11 protein-coding genes are annotated in these 18,281 nt (G+C 39.8%); 4 read left to right on the top strand and 7 right to left on the bottom strand.

Translation table 11 applies throughout. The features are described from left to right. Positions 1 to 43: 43 nt before the first annotated feature. Both BLS35_RS22295 and BLS35_RS22290 read right to left on the bottom strand, forming a co-directional pair. Positions 44 to 3,010, bottom strand: a complete 2,967-nt coding sequence (locus BLS35_RS22295; RefSeq protein WP_090785642.1) for a glycoside hydrolase family 2 protein — start codon at positions 3,008 to 3,010, stop codon at positions 44 to 46. Positions 3,011 to 3,026: 16 nt separating this feature from the next. Further along, complete coding sequence (locus tag BLS35_RS22290; protein WP_090785641.1) at positions 3,027 to 4,037, bottom strand: family 43 glycosylhydrolase; 1,011 nt, start codon at positions 4,035 to 4,037, stop codon at positions 3,027 to 3,029. A gap of 236 nt (positions 4,038 to 4,273) precedes the next feature. On the opposite strand from BLS35_RS22290, the gene BLS35_RS22285 reads away from it, so the two are divergent. The 3 genes from BLS35_RS22285 (at position 4,274) to BLS35_RS22275 (ending at position 10,579) form a co-directional block, all read left to right on the top strand. After that, positions 4,274 to 8,047 (top strand): hybrid sensor histidine kinase/response regulator transcription factor, encoded by a 3,774-nt coding sequence (locus tag BLS35_RS22285; protein WP_090785640.1) that lies wholly within the window; start codon positions 4,274 to 4,276, stop codon positions 8,045 to 8,047. Positions 8,048 to 8,169: 122 nt separating this feature from the next. Further along, a complete protein-coding gene (locus BLS35_RS22280) occupies positions 8,170 to 9,201 on the top strand; it encodes a GntR family transcriptional regulator (RefSeq protein ID WP_090785639.1) in 1,032 nt (343 codons plus the stop codon). 100 nt (positions 9,202 to 9,301) lie between these two features. Next, complete coding sequence (locus BLS35_RS22275; protein ID WP_090785638.1) at positions 9,302 to 10,579, top strand: rhamnogalacturonan acetylesterase; 1,278 nt, start codon at positions 9,302 to 9,304, stop codon at positions 10,577 to 10,579. Between the two features lie 19 nt (positions 10,580 to 10,598). Here BLS35_RS22275 and BLS35_RS22270 read toward each other — a convergent pair whose 3' ends face one another. The 4 genes from BLS35_RS22270 to BLS35_RS22255 are packed head-to-tail and all read right to left on the bottom strand — an operon-like array spanning position 10,599 to position 16,120. Continuing rightward, the gene (locus tag BLS35_RS22270; RefSeq protein ID WP_254779046.1) at positions 10,599 to 11,642 is read right to left on the bottom strand and encodes a glycoside hydrolase family 43 protein; all 1,044 of its coding nucleotides are present in this window, start codon (positions 11,640 to 11,642) and stop codon (positions 10,599 to 10,601) included. Continuing rightward, positions 11,587 to 12,522 (bottom strand): glycoside hydrolase family 43 protein, encoded by a 936-nt coding sequence (locus tag BLS35_RS22265; protein ID WP_090785637.1) that lies wholly within the window; start codon positions 12,520 to 12,522, stop codon positions 11,587 to 11,589. The genes BLS35_RS22270 and BLS35_RS22265 overlap by 56 nt, the downstream gene beginning before the upstream one ends. Next, positions 12,522 to 14,066 (bottom strand): alpha-N-arabinofuranosidase, encoded by a 1,545-nt coding sequence (locus BLS35_RS22260; RefSeq protein WP_090785636.1) that lies wholly within the window; start codon positions 14,064 to 14,066, stop codon positions 12,522 to 12,524. The genes BLS35_RS22265 and BLS35_RS22260 overlap by 1 nt, the downstream gene beginning before the upstream one ends. Before the next feature lie 44 nt (positions 14,067 to 14,110). Then, complete coding sequence (locus tag BLS35_RS22255; protein WP_090785635.1) at positions 14,111 to 16,120, bottom strand: alpha-L-arabinofuranosidase C-terminal domain-containing protein; 2,010 nt, start codon at positions 16,118 to 16,120, stop codon at positions 14,111 to 14,113. A gap of 190 nt (positions 16,121 to 16,310) precedes the next feature. Between BLS35_RS22255 and BLS35_RS22250 the strand changes: the two genes are divergently transcribed. Beyond that, complete coding sequence (locus tag BLS35_RS22250; protein WP_090785672.1) at positions 16,311 to 17,342, top strand: GntR family transcriptional regulator; 1,032 nt, start codon at positions 16,311 to 16,313, stop codon at positions 17,340 to 17,342. Position 17,343: 1 nt separating this feature from the next. Here BLS35_RS22250 and BLS35_RS22245 read toward each other — a convergent pair whose 3' ends face one another. Continuing rightward, complete coding sequence (locus BLS35_RS22245) at positions 17,344 to 17,913, bottom strand: MarC family protein (protein ID WP_090785634.1); 570 nt, start codon at positions 17,911 to 17,913, stop codon at positions 17,344 to 17,346. Between the last annotated feature and the right edge of the window lie 368 nt (positions 17,914 to 18,281).

Below are 18,281 nucleotides of genomic sequence, written 5' to 3'. Positions count from 1 at the left end.
AGTAATTTAACATTATTTAGGCAAAAATGATTTGCTGCTTTAATTAAGGACGCTCAAATATGTCAGCTTCAATGATACTCAATGCTCCTTTAGCGTTTGAATTGGCTGTTTTAATACCGTCATCCAGGTTCTTGCCATTCATTTCTACTCCAAAATTACCTTCATTTTTAACTGCGCCGCTATTGTTCAGCAACACGGTTACTGTTTTCCCTTTAGTCGGTTTACAAGCTGCCGTAAAATAACCCAGTCCCGGTTTTGTATTGCCGTTGAAAACTTCTTTGTTGTCAACCAGAATCCGAATCGGATAGATCTTGCTTCTGAAGCCATTTAACTTTAAACCTACACTTGTGACCGTGCTTTCTTTATCCAAAGTATATTTTATCCAGGCCGTAGAAACCTGGCCATCATTGGCCCAACCTGTAAGCTCATTGTCGTCGTAACTTAGTTTTGCCTTGTCCGCATTTGCTCCAGCATCGGCAGCAACAACTTTAATAGTTTTGCGGGTTACCGTATAAGATTGACCCGCAGGAGTAGCACCTCGTATCAAATCTGATTTAAGACCATCTGAGGGAAGTATTATGGCCAGTCCGTTTTCTACTTTAAATGGCAAGGTTTGAAAAGAAATAGAGGCGGGTTTTAATCCATCTGCATTTGCGATTAGATCAATTCTTCCCGCTGTAGTGGTCGAACGGATCAATACCCTGTTTACACCACATTCTACAGGAAGTTCTTTGGATAAAATATAGTTGTCTGGTCCCTGAGCAATACCACCACGCCATTCAGCCGGACCGGAAAGTGTAAATTTTACTAAATTAAGTGCAGTTGGACAACGGTTTCCATCTTTATCAATGACCTCAACTTCTGCTAAAACTACATCAGCTCCATCGGCTTTAAATCCAGTGGGGTTTGTAATTGCAGTTAAGCGCAACGCAGCCGGAGCGCCCGCTGTTTTCAATTCCGTTTCAGCTAGTTTCTTACCATCCGAACTATAAGAGATTGCTTTTAAAATACCCGGTTTCCAGCGAATGTTTTTAAAAGTAAATAGAAAGCCCTCAGTCAATTCTCCATAACCTAGAGACTTATTGTTCAAAACCAACTCAACTTTATCTGCCGGAGAAACCACATAGACATCTTTTTTTATACCAGCTTTATAGTTCCAGTGTCCCATGATATGCAACCCTGTTTTTTTAGGTTCTACCCAGCCATCCCACATTACCTGATGGGCATAATAACCGTCTTTTGGGATACGCATGGCATCTACCTCACCACTTCGGCGGTAGTTCTCTTCCCCACGATGGTGCGTATTGGAATCAGAGAAAATAATGTTTACACCGCCAGAGCTTACACGTGCGCCCGTTCCAGGGCGTTCCAGATAGTAATCATTCCAGCGCGCAATGCTCTCTATCGCATGAGAATCCTGATTGCGGTTGTAATCACTGGCATCTGCGCCTTTATACAGTGGACCTGCACCGTCTTTATGAAATGGAGGACTATATTCATCCCAGTATTTCCTTAAGCCCTCATCTCTGGAATATTCCATCGACCACAAAGGCTTTACTGCACTTTTGTTGATATACAACATCTCTCCGCCATATTCGGCCTGGTCAATGTCCAGCATCTCGCGTGATCCAATCGCACGGTAACCATGCGGGTCGTATTGATTGCGGATGTCTTTCATTTCCTGCATATGTGCCGCGCTGATGGATTCATTACCGCATTCGTAAAATAGGATACTTGGGTTGTTACGGTTATAAATGATCGCATCGCGCATCACCGCTTTTCGCTGATCCCATCGCGTGCCTTGTACATCCTTTTCAGCATCACCAGCAGGCATCGCCTGAATCAAACCTACACGGTCACAAGACTCAATATCCTGTTTCCATGGGGTGATGTGCATCCAGCGGACCAGATTTGCATTACTTTTGACCATAAGCTGGTTGCTATAGTCGCTCATCCAGGCAGGTACAGACAGTCCAATAGCTGGCCATTCATTGCTCGTGCGTTGTGCATAACCCTTCATCATCAGCACACGGTCATTCAAATAAACCATGCCATTTTTAAACTCAGCTTTTCTAAAGCCTGTTTTAGTACTTAACTCGTCAATCACACGACCATCCGATTTTAACTTGGTGGTTACCGTATACAGATAACCATAGCCCCAGCTCCAAAAATTTAGGTTGTTTACAACTGACCGGGCAGTAAGCGTTTTCGTTTCGCCGGGGGTAAGGGTGGCCTGATTTCCAGTAAAAGTCTTCACCAGCTTATTGTCAGCATCCCTGATCTCTACTTCATATTGAACTGTTTTAGCTGTACTTTCATCGTTTTTAATTTCCGACTCAGCCACCACCGTTGCAGATCTGGCAGGGATATCAAAATCCGCTGCATAGATATAAGTACCAGTTGTTTTTAAAGTTGTGTACAAAGGCAGAGTTTGGTATAACTTAGCCGTAGCATGTAAACGTACATTTTTAGAAAGACCCCCATAATTAGCATTGAAGTTTTTATCGTTCCACTGAAAGCCAGAATTTGTTGCTTTTTCTCGGTAGTTCCAGGCATTGTCAATACGGACAGCCAGTACGTTTTCCTGCCCTTGTGGATTCAGTACATCCGTAATGTCAAAGCCAAAGGCCGTGATGCCATTTTCGTGAAGCCCAATAAACTTTCCATTTAAATAGAACGCTCCGGCTTGTCTTACCCCTTCAAATTCGAGGAATATTTTTTTGCCAGCATCCGATGTCGGAATTTTAAAGCGCTTACGATACCAGGAAATTGAGACAGGTAAATTCTCAATAGATTGCTTAAAAGCTTCATCTTCATTCCAGGCATGTGGTAGGGTAATTGTCTTCCAGTTTGTGTCATCAAAATTTGCTGATCTCGCAGTGCTGTCATCGCCCACATATAATTTCCAACCAGGGTTAAAATTATAGGTTATCCTTGCTGTTTCCCCCGATTGAGCGATGGCAAAGGATTGAATCAAGCAAAATAATAGAAACGTAAAGTTAAACTTCATGATAAGGATTTGCTGATTAATATTTGGTTAAAGCTATTTTCAGAGGCTTGTCCCTGTCGCACACAATTACGCCATCTTTATATTCTAGTTCTGCCAGTTGTAAGCTGCTGCGTCTGGTTTCATAGTTGTCGATGCCTTTATTGGCAGGTGTTTTTCCAGGATGAGTAAAGTAATAGATAAAGGCCCTTCCATTATTCACTACTACATCTGCATGTCCGCCCATGACTTGATCATCCAGACCCTTTCCCGGTAGCTGTAAGATGTTTTCAGGTTGTCTTTTCCATTCGCTGAGGTCCTTAGATGCATATACACCCAAACCCTTCCAATTGTCTACAATCATCCAATAGGTATCTTTCCAGAAGAAAACCTTAGGGCCTTCACCACCTTTATCGCCAATTACGCGTTTCCCGCTGTCTTTCCAATGATAGAGATCTTCGCTATCCGCATAATAGATGGATTTTCCCGCTAACTCATTGTTGTAGTACATGCGCCAACCACCATTGGGCATTTTAAATACACAGGCATCTATACAACGTTCGGAGGCTAAATTGAGCTTCGATTCAAACTTCCAGTTGATCAGGTTGGTACTGGTTAAGTGGACAATGTCTCTAGGGTGTCTCCAATCTGCAAAAACTCCGGGGACATAAGTTAGATACATGTGGTATATCCCTTTGTTTTCAATCACCTCCGGTGCCCAATGGGTGTAATCGGGAAAGCGGTATTGAATGTCGCAAGTATCTTTGTATTTCCAGTCAACCCCATTTCTCGACTCTGCAATTCCAATTCTGGTTCCATGTACCCAGGTTACGCCATCCAAACCTTTTGCATTAGCCCGGCGGTTGGTGTAGAACATGAACCATTTTTTTTCGGCTTTATTCCAAATCACTACCGGATCAGCGGCACCATCGTATACCGGGTCTCTGTAAAGCGGTTTAGGTACGGTCTGCGCTTTCTTACTGGTTTGCGCTCCAGCAAAAAAAGGTACAACAAATAAGAACAATAACAATAGCCGTTTGAGGAGATACATTTGGTTGGGTTTCGAAATTTAATAATGAAATAAGCCTTAAATTAAGCCCATTTTAACCATCCTGCAACCTGTTCCATCCTGAATAATGCTATTTCCCAATTATAGGATGGGCTATGTTACATTTATATTTTCGAGCTGAGCTCGATATGCTATAATAATATTCTTTTATTGACATAGGTTCCTTATGTTTACTTGCCAAATAATTAGTGACCGAATTATCGCAAAGAGAAGTGTTTATGGATAAAATTTTCAAAAAAAGCCATTTTGATAGATATAGACTATTTGGCAGTATTTTGATCATATTTTTCCTGACTTTTATAAGGTTGGGTGCCTGGGCCCAAGATGCCGACCTTAAATTTAAAAATATCACTTCAGAACAAGGCCTTGCTCAAAGTACCATTCATGGAATAGCCAAAGATAAGTACGGATTTATGTGGTTCGGTACTTGGGGAGGATTGTGTCGTTATGATGGTTATACTTTCAAAACTTACAGGTATAATCCCGATAACAACAAAAGCATCAACAACAATATGATACATAATGTTATCAAAGATACGGATGATCGTATTTGGGTGCTGACATTTTCAAAAAATGAGTTGTGTCGTTATAATTACGAACGGGATGATTTTGATCGAATTCCCCTCAGTCGCCTTTCTCCGTCTTTTTTAAAAATGATCAACAGAAGGAATCACCTTTTAACAGTAAATTATTCCTACAAAAATTATAAATGGATGATTGATACCTCATCCATTTCCCTCGCTAGACTGGATTTGAATTCAGGTCAGGTTAAAAAGTATAAATATAATGCCGCTAATCCCTGGTCTTTAAATGGATCGAATGTTTCAGATCTTTATATGGATAATGATAATCTGCTTTGGGTGGGGACTTATAGCTACGGTATCAATAAAGCCAATTTGAATGGGAAACCTTTCGATTACTATTATCACGACCCATTTACATCGGCTTCGCTCATTGACAATAATGTGAGTGCCATTTGCGAGGATAATTCCGGTAAGTTATGGGTTGGTACACGTGACAATGGGATCAGCGTAATCGGTAAAAATGGTTATCGGCACATCACAAAAAGCCCTACTACCATTGTCGATAATCAGATCAGGTCTATTTTTTGCGACAGCAGAGGGACCATTTGGATTGGGACAAAGTTGGGGCTGAATAATTATGACTCGAGAACAAATTCCTTTCAGCACATTACTGGACTGGGGTTAAAAAATATCAGTGTTTATTCTGTTACGGAAGACAACGAACATAACGTCTGGATTGGAACATGGCAAGGGATATACCAGTACAATCCGATAAAGAAGGAATTGAAACATTTTAATCCAGACAAAACTTTAAAATATCCCTGGGTCAGAACAATCATCCAGGACCGTAAGCAACAATTATGGGTTGGAACAGAGGGTGGTGGGATAAGTATTTTAAAGCCTGTTTTAAACAAAGATACCTTTGAAGTAGTCAAACACCTGCTCCATCAGGATAAAGGAAACTCCATTAGTGATAACCGGGTTTACTGTATTTACCAAGACAACGAAGGTTTAATATGGATAGGAACAGGCAATGGCCTTGATATTTATGATCCATCTAAAAATATCATTATACATTTTTCCCGTCAGAGTGGTTTGGCTGATGCAACCATAGCCGGAATCACAGAAGATAAAAATGGTTTTATGTGGATAAGCCATAAAAAGGGCATTTCAAGATTAAATAAGAAGACATTTAAGATCAGGAATTATACCGCTCAGGATGGACTGCAAAGTAACGAATTTTCGGATGGCGCCGTACTCAAAAGCCGTTACAAGAACAGATTGTTTTTTGGAGGAAATAACGGGTTAAATTCTTTTAACCCGGATTCGATCTATCCTGAGAAAACTTTGCCCAATACTGTTTTAACGGAATTGCAGATATTAAATCATAAAGTTGATATCAATAAGATTGTTAATGGAAGGGTGGTCCTCACGAAACCTCTGTACTTAACAGACAAAATACAGCTCAATTACGGAGATAAAAGCGTAGCCATTGAGTTTGCAGGCCTGCATTATTCAAACCCGCAAGGTAATCGATATGCCTATAAACTCGAAGGTTTCGATAAAGAATGGGTGTCTACAGATGCTGGGAGAAGGATTGCTACCTATTCAAACCTTGAACCTGGTAAATACACGTTCAAAGTCATTTCATCCAATAGTGACGGAATATGGAATTTAAAACCGGCTACTTTAAATATTGTTGTAAAACCTCCTTTTTGGGCAAGTATCTGGGCCTATATTTTTTACGTAACTGTGCTTTTGCTGATTTTTTATACTTATCATCAATACACCACAGAATTTACCCGTTTGCAGTCCAAGCTATCCTACGAATCGTTGATAAGAATGAAGGAAAATGAACTTCACCAAATTAAGCTGCAATTTTTCACGAACATCTCACATGAGATAAAGACACCATTAACCTTAATTCTTGCTCCAATTGAAAGGCTCCTTCAAATGTTACCTGGCAATGCGCTTGCGGCTTCGCAATTGACAACGATGAAATCCAACGGAGACAGATTGCTGAAGCTGATCAATCAATTGCTGGACTTTAGGAAACTGGAAACCGGAAATGAAGCACTCCACTTGGGGAAGGGCAATATGATTGCCTTTTTAAGCAAAGCAATTACCCAGTTTGAACCATTGGCTGAGGCAAAGAATTTGAAACTGGAATTTGAAACTGCTTTAACTGCTTTCGAATGCTGCTATGATGAGGACAAGTTGGAAGTGGTTATCGCGAATTTATTATCAAATGCACTGAAATTTACCCCCGAGTTGGGCTGGATTAAAGTCCGGTTTAGTGTTAGAAATATAGAAGCGGAAAAAATAGCAGTCATCGAAGTGATCAACTCAGGTCGCCCAATCAGAACTGAAGATCTTGAAGATATTTTTCAACCTTTCCATCGGGGCTCGGGACATAATGTGGCAGGAACGGGGCTAGGGCTTGCTTTTAGTAAAGGTTTAATAGAACTTCATGGTGGTAAAATCACTGTGAATAGTCTTGAAAAAGAAGATGGTTTTGCAGAAACAGTCTTTGTGGTTGAACTGCCTGAAAATCCTGCTGAAGTATTAAATATTCAAAATAATAATACCGAAACGGTTTCATCTGCTGCTGTTGGTATATCTGTCGATTCAGCAGCAGATTTCAAAGCAACAACAGCTGCTCAGGAGAAGCGTGTGCTTGTGAATGACAAGATACCGGTTTTGCTTATTGTTGAAGATAACGTTGATCTGAGAAAGTATCTGGTAGAACATTTTGAGAATCTGTATAATATCCTGGAAGCAGAAAATGGATTACTGGGTTTACAGGTTGCAGGCCAGGAACTTCCGGATCTTGTGATTTCTGATGTGACCATGCCACAGATGGATGGTTTTGAATTCTGCAAAAAGCTAAAATCAGATCTTAAAACCGGCCATATCCCTGTTATACTATTAACAGCCAGATCCCATGAACAAGATCGGATAGAGGGGATTGAGACAGGGGCCGAAGATTATATCACTAAGCCTTTCAGTCTGGATTTCTTAGCGGCAAGGATTAAAAGCCTGTTGCAGTTAAGAGAGAAACTAAAGGAGAAATATCGTCGGGAAATCTCGTTGAATGCACCGGATGACCTCCCTTCGTCTCCCGATGAAAAGTTGTTAAAAAGAATGTTGTTGTACATTGAAGAGTGTTTAGCCAATCCAGATCTTAGTGTAGATGATATTTGCAAAGAGGTGGGTACCAGTAGGGCTAACCTATATCGAAAGGTTAAGACTATGATAGGGTTGAGTATTGTGGAAGTGATCAAGGAGATCAGGTTAAAACGAGCAAAACAATTGATCAAGGATCGCCGTTTCAATGTAAATGAAATTTCATATCTGGTAGGTTTTTCCGATAGTAACCATTTTAGAAAATGCTTTAAAGCAGAGTTCGGATTGTCTCCAACAGAATATAGGAAAATACAAGATAGAGGAGCCGTTAAAGATGAATAAGCATCTGTTAAGACTATTTTTTTGGTCTTTTCGATACAGTTAGCGTGCATTTTGAGACGCTCGTACCCTTTGTTTTTTATGTAGGTGTGCTAAATTTAACTTCATAATAATAACCAGATATAATGAAGTTAACGGATTCAAACAAGTACATTGTTATCGATGAATATGCACCTACACCTAAGTATATTCAACTGACAAATTCAATATTATCGGCAATAGAAGCCGGGTACGTAAATAAGGACGATACATTGCCTTCCATTTGCGAGATGAGTAACGAGTTGGAAATCTCCAAAGATACAGTAGAAAAGTCGTACCGAGATTTGAAAAAAATTGGGGTACTGGAATCTATTCCTGGTAGAGGCTATTATATTATGAATACGGACTTTCGTCAGAAGTCAAAGATCTGTCTGTTGTTTAATAAAATAAGTTCTTATAAAAAGATGGTTTACGACTCCTTCGTTACAACAGTAGGTGAAGGGGTAACTACTGATCTTTGTATTTATAACAATGACTTTACACAGTTCAAAAAGCTAATCGATAGTAAAAGAGATGAATATTCACATTTTGTAATAATGCCCCAGTTTACCGAAAGTGCTGAAATTGTGGCCCAGTTAATAAATACAATTCCTAAACATAAACTGGTTATCCTTAGTAAAATGATAGACGGTGTTACAGGAGATTATGCCGCCGTTTATGAAGATTTTGAAAACGATATTTATGGCGCATTGGAAAAGGCTGTTCCCGAGCTGACCAAATATCACACCATTAAATTGGTATTTCCAAATAATAGTTATTATCCTAAAGCGATTACCAAAGGATTTATTCGGTTTTGTCAGCAATACGCATTTAAGTTTTCGCTGGTGCCGGATATAGAGGTCGAACCAATTAACGAAGGTGAGGTTTGTGTGATCTTGAAAGAAGATGATCTGGTGACCTTTATTGAACGTATGAAGTCTACCAATTTTAAAATAGGGAAACAGGTTGGTCTAATTTCTTACAACGAAGCACCAATAAAGAAAATTATATTGAATGGTATAAGTACCATTTCAACCGACTTTAGCGAAATGGGTAAAATGGCTGCTAAGTTGATTGCCGGAGGATCAAAGATGCAATTGAAAGTTCCTTTTTACTTAACTTTAAGGGCTACAGTTTAATCGATAGCAATGAAATTAACGGGGACTTATAAATACATAAGTATTGATGAGTATTCGGCAACGCCGAAATACATTCAATTAACCTCAAAACCAACTATATATGACCTTTAAATATTTTATAACATTAATCTTAGCCTTTGTGTTGTGGAACAGCTATACCTATGCACAGGTAGCCACTTTTAAGTTCGATTTTGGGACAGGTAAAGTGGCTGATGACTATACCCGTGTTTTACCCGATCAGGCCTATTCAAAAGAAAAGGGATATGGCTTTGATTTCAATACTGACATGACTGGCAAGGGGCGTCCATTTTATTTTTCAATTGCGGTACCCGAAGGAAATTATAAAATAACGGTAACGTTGGGAGAGCCTAAAAGGGCATCTACAACAACAGTGAAAGCAGAGTCGCGTAGACTGATGTTGGAAGCCATTCCAACTAAAGCAGGAGAAACCAAAAAAAAGACTTTTATAGTCAATGTAAAGGATAGGAACATTAACAATGGAGAAGTGGTAGGACTTAAACCCCGCGAATTGACAAAGTTGGATTGGGACGATAAACTGACCTTGGAGTTTGCCGGTCAGTATGCAGTAACCGCTATAGAAATTACTAAAGTAGAAGATCAGATTACGGTTTACCTGGCAGGAAATTCGACTGTCGTTAATCAGGAAGACGAGCCTTGGGGATCCTGGGGACAAATGATCCCGCGCTTTTTTAAACCGGGGGTGTCATTTGCCAACCATGCAGAATCTGGACTTACATTAGGCTCTTTTGCAGGGAGCAGAAGATTAAAGAAAATATTAAGTGTGATGAAACCCGGAGATTATCTGTTTATAGAGTTCGGCCATAATGATCAGAAAGATAAAGGGCCTAATGATGGAGCCTATAAATCTTATACCGAACGTTTAAAAATGTTTGTAAGCGAAACAAAGAAAAAAGGAGGAATTCCGGTCATCATAACCTCCACCAGTCGCCGGTCTTTTGAAAACGGAAAGATTGTCAACTCTCTAGGCGATTTTCCAGATGCAGCGCGTAAGGTTGCTGCTTCTGAAAACGTGGCGCTGATTGACTTGAATGCGCTGACTACAACATTGTACAATGCATTGGGCGAAGAGCCTTCTAAGAAGGCTTTTGTGCACTATCCCGCAAATTCATACTCAGGTCAGAAGCAGGCATTGGCAGACAATACACACTTCAATACTTATGGGGCTTACGAGATTGCCAAATGTGTAATTGAAGGGATCAAAGCCGCTAAGCTGGATCTTGCAAAATACCTGATCGATCCAAAGGCTAAATTTGACCCAGCTAAACCAGATGCGGTCGAAGACTGGCATTGGCCGGAAAGCCCTAAAAGTAGCGTGGTAAAACCTGATGGGAATTAGATTGATAGAGGCTGTTTAACTATTTGGCTTTTCCTACACCCTCAGTAGTCATAACCACTCGTTTCATGCTTCCATCTTTATGGTAATATAAGTAATCAATACACACCGATCTTCTAAAGCTACCACCGTCGTTATTGATAGAGCCATTGTGGTAGATGAAATAAGATTTGCCTTTAAAATCTATGATGGCCTGATGGTTGGTGTTGGAGTTTCCTGCAATCTCATTTAAGATTCCCTTATAGGTCCATGGTCCATTAATATTTTTACTCATGGCATAGACAATTTTCTCTGGGAATTGAGAAGCATAGGATAAATAGTACCAGCCCTTACGCTTATGGACCCATGGCGCTTCGGTAAACTCAGGGATATCCACAGTTTTTATGGGACCATCCAATTCAATCATGTTCTTCTTTAACTTGGCATAATAGCACTTTGTATTGCCCCAGAACAAATAAGCCTGGCCATCATCATCTATGATAACGGTAGGATCAATGTCATCCCAGCTAATCGTTGTTTCCGTAGTCATGTCGTTTGTGATCAGGGCCTTGCCAATGGCATCCTTAAAAGGGCCAGTTGGACTATCAGATACGGCAACACCAATAGCCTTACCATGAATGGTATTGTGTGAAATCGACACAAACCAGTAAAACTTCCCATCTCTTTCAATCACTTGCGAAGCCCAGGCGTCGTCCTTTGCCCATAAAAAATCCTTTGCACTTAGAGGAACTTTATGTGCTTTCCAATTCACCATGTCAGCAGATGAATAGCATAGCCATTCATGCATTTCATATCGCTCTTTACCTTTTGGAGCCTGGTCATGACCAGTGTACAAGTAAACAGAATCCCGATAAACCAAAGCGGCTGGGTCGGCCGTATATTTATCTTTGATAATGGGATTACCAGCGGATTTAAATGTGCTAATTTCCTGAGTTTGAGCTGCAGCGCAATAAACTGTGCCAAGCAATAGTGTTAAGTAAGCGTATTTTAGGTTTTGGATCATGTGCTTTTTATTGAGCGAGTAATTTTTTAAGTTCTTTTTGCTTGATCTGTAAAATGGTGCCATGTCTCAAACCTTTAGGTAAAGAGATTTGATCAGATACATCCTTCCAGTTTTTCAGGTCTGAAGATAGGATTGCCCCATATTTATGATCTCTGTATTTATCAAAATACACCAGCCAATCGTTACCTTTTTTTAGGGTGGTAGGTCCTTCGGCCCAGTAGTTCCCCGTAATCGGAGCGCTGGCAGCAGAGTAGGGGCCGGTTAACTGCTCACTAAAGGCGATCTTAAGGTTTTTCTGAGCTGGTTCCCTGGTCTCATCCTTTAAAAACATCACAAATCGGCCATTATCCCTTACAATAGAAGCATCAATCACATTAAAACCTGGATCGTAAAGAAGCTTGGTTTCAGAATAAGTCTTAAAATCTTTGGTCGTCACATAATACATTCGGTGATTGTATGCATTATCTGCTGTAGAAGCCGTTTCAGGGAACTTGTCGACAATCGTGGTAGCCCAATAGATCATATAGGTTTTAGTCGAAGGATCATAGGTAATTTCAGGTGCCCAGGTATTTCTTGCACCTTCCTCTTTGGCCATTACTGGTATAAACTGTTGCTCCGACCAATTGATCAGGTCTTTGGAATTGGCATAACCGATGCCCTTATCTTTCCAGCTCACAGTCCAGACCATGTGGAACAAGCCATCAGCGCCACGAATAATGCAGGGATCTCGCATTAGTTTGTCTTTGCTTACTGTTGGCGTTAAAAAAGATTGATCATTTTTTAATGCTTTCCAGTGATAAGCATCCTCACTATAAGCCAAATGAAGTCCATCCTCTCCATTGCCTTTAAAATAAGCGAATAGAAATGGGTCTTTTGAAGATTGGGCATCTGCAGATAACATGATGCCTAAAAACAGGCTTGTTAGGTATAAAAACTTGTTCATTAGGATTGTTTTAATTCCAAAACCACTACAGATTGGGCTGGAAGCTCAACACTCAAATTACTTCCTTCTTTTTTAGCCCCATTAAACTTGGAGATACTCACTTTATTGGGATCAGTAAAGGAATTGACATCCGTAACATTTTTTGAAGTAATGATTTGTCCGGTAATCGATTTCCAGCTTAAGCCATTTAATGAAGTATTCAGTTTAATCTTATTTTTTGGATCAAGGTTAACTAACGAAATATGAATAGCACCAGAGGCATCCTGTGAAGCAGAAACATTGAGTGCAGGGATCTTTTTATCTCCTGAAACATAGTCAGGACTCACAAAGTCAATTGGCAAATACTTGGCATCCTGATGCACCTGAAAAAGATCAAAAACATGATAAGTAGGGGTAAGCAACATCTTGTCCTTTTCGGTAAGGATTAGTGCCTGCAATACATTTATGGTTTGTGCCAGATTGGCCATTTTAACCCGGTCAGAATGATTGTTGAAAATATTTAGTGTTGTGGCAGCAATCAATGCATCGCGTAGACTGTTTTGCTGATAAAGAAAACCCGGATTGGTACCCGGTTCTACATTTGTCCATATTCCCCATTCATCAACAATTAGCGCTACCTTTTTCGAAGGATCATACTTGTCCATAATGGCTGAGTGTTTAGCTACAATCTCATCCATTCTGAGGCAGTTTTTCATCGTATTGAAATACTGTGTTTCATCAAAAGCTGTGGCCGATCCCTTGTCTTTCCAGTTTCCGGTAGGTAAGGTATAGTAGTGCAAGGTTAAGCCCCACATGCGGGTCCCTATGTTTTTCATGCAGGTTTCCGTCCAATTGTAGTCTTCCGCATTGGCACCGCTGGCAATTCTTTTAAGCGGCGCACCTTCATAGTTTCGGGCATAAGTGGCATATCTTCTATAGAGGTCGCAATAATATTGTGCTGTCATGTTACCACCGCAACCCCAGCTTTCGTTACCGACACCCCAAAAAGAAACTTTCCATGGTTTTTCCCTACCATTTTGTTTACGTAGGGTAGCCATCGGACTTACCCCATCAAAGTTCAGGTACTCTACCCATTTCGCCATTTCCTCAACCGTACCACTACCTACGTTTCCGGCAATATAAGGTTCAGTTTTCAGCATTTCGCAAAGCTCGAGGAACTCATGTGTACCAAAGCTATTGTCTTCCGTTACACCACCCCAATTGGTGTTTACCATTTTGGGTCTTTGGCTTCTTAAGCCAATACCATCCCGCCAATGGTATTCATCTGCAAAACACCCCCCCGGCCATCGCAGGTTAGGGATTTTTATTTTCTTTAGGGCTTCCACTATATCTAGCCTGATCCGACCCTTATTAGGAATGGTAGAATTCTCATCTACCCAAAAACCATCGTAAATGCAACGACCAAGGTGTTCGGCAAAATGCCCGTATATATGTTTGCTGATGATCTGCTTATCTGCAGGTTTAATATTTAATTGTGTGGCATTTTGCGCATTGCTGATAAAAGGGATCAGTAAGCCTAAAAGGGTAAAACGTAATGATTTCATTTCAAATACTGTTTATATTTTCGGTTTATGGTTGGTGATGAAGCCTAATTAATGGGGACTTTAATCACATTAAATGAATAAGGTTTTAGTGTCAAGTTGAGTTGTCCACTCTTTACTTTAATTGGAGTTTGTTTCGGACTAACTGCGGCTGGTAGCTTAAACGAATTTGTCTCGGTGAGCAAATTGCCAGTCATTTCTTCTACCAATCCACTGCTCTTAAATTTACCAGCATGGTCTATCTGGAAATTGGCATTTTGCAATTTGTCCGAATGGTTTACGATTTTAACAATCAGTTCTTTGCGTTTCCGATCCATAACCGCAGAAGCATAGATCCCATTTTGGCCCGTTAGCGGCTTATCTTCCAATAAAATTGAAGCAAGCTCAGTCCCTTTATTTAAGGAGAATAGTTTTTGAACATAGTAATCAGGTGTACCGTAGCATTTCAGATTATCTACCCAAATCATATCCGGAGCCCATTGCCAGGCGTCAATATGTGCAAAAAGAGGAGCATAAGATGCCATTTCTACAACTGCGGCATTGCGTTCCAGCCCGGTCATAAAAGCAGCAGCAGCAATTGCACTTTGCCAGTTGTTTTTTTCATTGCCAACTATGGTTTTGTCCGCATGTACGGCATACTCTCCTGCAAAAACTTTGCTTCCGTTTCTAGGATAGCTGTCATATCGTCCTGCATTTTTCAAGAACCAATCTGCCGGACGGTAATAATGTTCATCAATAATATCGGTGTTCAGCGCTCTCAGTTTATCGTTGAGGAAATGGAAACGTTCACTATCAGGATCAGTACCAGAACTGGCGATGATTTTAAAGTCAGGATATTTGGCTTTAATGGCATCCGTAAAAACCTTTAAGCGTTCCAGGTATTGAGGTCCCCAGTTTTCATTACCCACACCCATCATTTTTAGGTTAAATGCTTTTGGATGCCCCATTTCTGCACGTACCTTTCCCCATTTACTATCGATGTCGCCATTGGCAAATTCAATCAGGTCTAAAGCATCCTGAACGTAAGGATCCAATTCGTCTAAAGCGACAACCTCGGCTGTGTTGTATTGACAAGCCATTCCGCAATTCAATATAGGCAATGGTGTTGCACCAATATCTTCTGACAATTGGAAATACTCAAAAAATCCAAGACCAAAAGTTTGGTAATAATCTGGCGCCGAACGGTGTGGAAACTCGGTATTCCACCTGTTGATCATGGTTGGTCTTTCTTCCACCGGGCCAACTGTTTTTTTCCATTGGTAGCGGTTTTCCAGATCCATGCCTTCTACAATGCAGCCGCCAGGGAAACGCACAAAACCAGGTTTCATATCTGCTAGCATTTGCACCATATCAGCCCTTAATCCACCGGGGCGTTTCATCCAGGTATCTTCTGGGAAAAGAGAAAGCATATCCAAATCAATTTTGCCGGTCCCTTCAAACCAAATGGTCAACTTGGCTTTAGGGTCGGTCTCAGTTGCATAAAAACTAGTGCTTTGTTTGGTCCAGCTCTGACCACTCGTATTAGGCGTTAATTCACCTTTACCAATAACCCTATTGTCGTTGCTAATTAGTTCAAAGCGAAGCGTAACTCCTTTGGTAGCTTGTCGGTACAGCATGGAGAAATCATAACGCAAGCCTTTTTTAATGCCCATTCCTTTAAATCCTTCGTTGGTAATGCCCAGACTTCCGGGTTGGGGATTAGTTACAGTCACCTGCAGGTATCTTGGATTGTTCGGATGATCATCCTTACGGTTCACAACCAATAATTCGCCTTCTGTAGCTTTTTTGCGCTGTATGGTCCAACCCATTAATGGTTTAGCAAATTCAAAGGAACGGTTCTTAATGAGTTCCGCATAGATGCCACCATCAGCACCGAAGTTGATGTCTTCAAAGAACACACCCCACATACTGGACGGTATTTTTGTGACAGATGGATCTGCTTTTACTTTGAACAACAGGTTGGATTGCGCTAAACAATTATTAGAAGTTTTAGCAAGTATGAAGAGGAAGATGGGGAAAATCACCCATATCTTTTGGAATTTGGAATAACGATGCATGAAAAAAGGTTTATTATACTTGGTTTTGTTGTATCAAAAATTAGTTTGAAAATACATAATAATAGTCAATTTAACGTTTAATTATTGAATAATTATTTTGACCGGCATTTCCGGCAACGATTGCGTAAATAAAATTGGTATTTTGCCGTTCTTTGGTAATCTTAGGAGTCCGAAAGGAAAGCCAAATATTATGAAATTAACCGAATCTTATAAATACATTAGTATTGATGAATACTCGGCTACACCCAAATATATCCAGCTCACCAACTCCATTTTGGCGTCCATAGAAGCGGGCCATATTCATAAAGATGATATCCTTCCTTCTATTTGCGATATCAGCGCCGAGTTAGAGATTTCAAGAGATACCGTAGAAAAAGCTTATAAAAATTTAAAGAATATAGGCGTATTAACGTCTATTCCAGGCAGAGGATTTTATATTTTGGATACTGCATTCAGACAAACACTTAAGGTTTGCTTGCTTTTTAACAAATTGAGCGTTTACAAGAAAATAGTCTATGATTCCTTCTTAGCTGCTTTAGGAGAAGGGGCTGCAACAGATTTATTTATCTACAATAATGACTCTACCATCTTTAAAAAATTTCTGGAAGATAAAAGAGATCGTTACTCTCATTTTGTAATTATTCCGCATTTTATAGAAGGAAAAGATCATGCTTATGAAGCAATCAATACCATTCCAAAGCAAAAGCTCATCATTTTGGATAAGAGAATACCTGGTATTATAGGCGATTATGCAGGTGTATATGAAGATTTTGAAAACGATATCTATAAAGCGCTGGAGCAAGCTTGTCCTTCCTTAAGTAAGTATCATACTTTAAAACTTATATTTCCGGCTAATAGTTATTATCCGAAGGAGATTGTAAAGGGATTTTCCAGATTTTGTCAGCATTATGCATTCGCCTATCATGTGGTGAATAACATATACGAAGAGTCTATCAATGAAGGTGAAGCCTATATTAATCTTTTAGAGGATGATCTGGTGATTCTAATTGAAAGGATCCAATTGCTTAATTTGAAAATTGGAGAACAGGTAGGGATCATATCTTATAATGAGGCGCCTATAAAACGGGTGATATTGAACGGCATCACCACAATCTCAACGGATTTTGCCAGAATGGGAAATCTTGCTGCTAATCTAATCCGCGAAAATGCCCGTGAACATATTGATGTTCCCTTTCATTTAACATTGCGTGATTCGTTATAGGTTATAAGCCTGTGTTGTTTCTAAACAGCTTAATGGCGATGGCCAACAGGATAATTCCAAAGGCTTTTCTTAAAACATTTAGTCCTGATTTTCCGAATAGCTTTTCTAAGCGTTCGGTGTTCTTTAACACAAAGTAAACAAACATCATATTGATCAGAATGCCGACAATAATGTTTTGAGTAGCATATTCTGTTTTTAAAGATAGGAGAGTGGTCATGGTTCCTGCACCTGCAATTAGTGGAAATGCCAATGGAACAATAGATACCGTTTCCGGGGCATCGCCTTCTTTAAATATGGTTAAGCCTAATATCATTTCCATTGCGATGAAAAAGATCACCATGGAACCTGCAATGGCAAAAGAAGCTACATCTAAACCAATCACCTTTAATAAAGATTCTCCTGCAAATAAAAAGATCACCATTAAAACGGTAGCTACTATGGTTGCCTTCTCCGACTGGATATGCCCTGCCTTTTTTCTAAGTTCTATTACAATAGGAATAGCACCCAAAATATCAATGATGGCGAATAATACCATCGAAGTGGAAAGGATTTGACTGTAATTAAACTCCATAGCAGTAGATTTATGCTGCAAAGTAACGGAAAAAAATAATCGTTCTCTTCATCGCTGGAATCTTTTGCCTTGAAGAAAGGAAAACTGCGAAGCACTCTTGAAGACCAAGATCAATAGATGCTACTGAAAAAAGTTCCGAGGCTCTTCAGAGAAGATGATTTTTTTTGTAAAGCAGAATGGTTAGATCTATTGGGTAGGTTTTTTGTGTTTCTCGCATATCGTATGATATTTATCATATAATATTGAATTATTTTTATGTTTTTGTTGATATTATATGATTTATGCAGTTGTTTTTGTTGCTTTTACTGCGATGAAAGCATATATTTATATCGTTAAGCCAAAGTAAATTAAATACGAGCATAGTATTC

The organism is Pedobacter sp. ok626 (genome assembly GCF_900100435.1).
Classification (GTDB): domain Bacteria; phylum Bacteroidota; class Bacteroidia; order Sphingobacteriales; family Sphingobacteriaceae; genus Pedobacter.
This window is presented reverse-complemented; position numbering and strand designations above follow the sequence as displayed.

Excerpts from the sequence above, each read along its gene's own strand:
- BLS35_RS22295 (WP_090785642.1), bottom strand. The coding sequence starts at position 3,010 with ATGAAGTTTAACTTTACGTTTCTATTATTTTGCTTGATTCAATCCTTT.
- BLS35_RS22290 (WP_090785641.1), bottom strand. The coding sequence starts at position 4,037 with ATGTATCTCCTCAAACGGCTATTGTTATTGTTCTTATTTGTTGTACCT.
- BLS35_RS22285 (WP_090785640.1), top strand. The coding sequence starts at position 4,274 with ATGGATAAAATTTTCAAAAAAAGCCATTTTGATAGATATAGACTATTT.
- BLS35_RS22280 (WP_090785639.1), top strand. The coding sequence starts at position 8,170 with ATGAAGTTAACGGATTCAAACAAGTACATTGTTATCGATGAATATGCA.
- BLS35_RS22275 (WP_090785638.1), top strand. The coding sequence starts at position 9,302 with ATGACCTTTAAATATTTTATAACATTAATCTTAGCCTTTGTGTTGTGG.
- BLS35_RS22270 (WP_254779046.1), bottom strand. The coding sequence starts at position 11,642 with ATGGCACCATTTTACAGATCAAGCAAAAAGAACTTAAAAAATTACTCG.
- BLS35_RS22265 (WP_090785637.1), bottom strand. The coding sequence starts at position 12,522 with ATGAACAAGTTTTTATACCTAACAAGCCTGTTTTTAGGCATCATGTTA.
- BLS35_RS22260 (WP_090785636.1), bottom strand. The coding sequence starts at position 14,066 with ATGAAATCATTACGTTTTACCCTTTTAGGCTTACTGATCCCTTTTATC.
- BLS35_RS22255 (WP_090785635.1), bottom strand. The coding sequence starts at position 16,120 with ATGCATCGTTATTCCAAATTCCAAAAGATATGGGTGATTTTCCCCATC.
- BLS35_RS22250 (WP_090785672.1), top strand. The coding sequence starts at position 16,311 with ATGAAATTAACCGAATCTTATAAATACATTAGTATTGATGAATACTCG.
- BLS35_RS22245 (WP_090785634.1), bottom strand. The coding sequence starts at position 17,913 with ATGGAGTTTAATTACAGTCAAATCCTTTCCACTTCGATGGTATTATTC.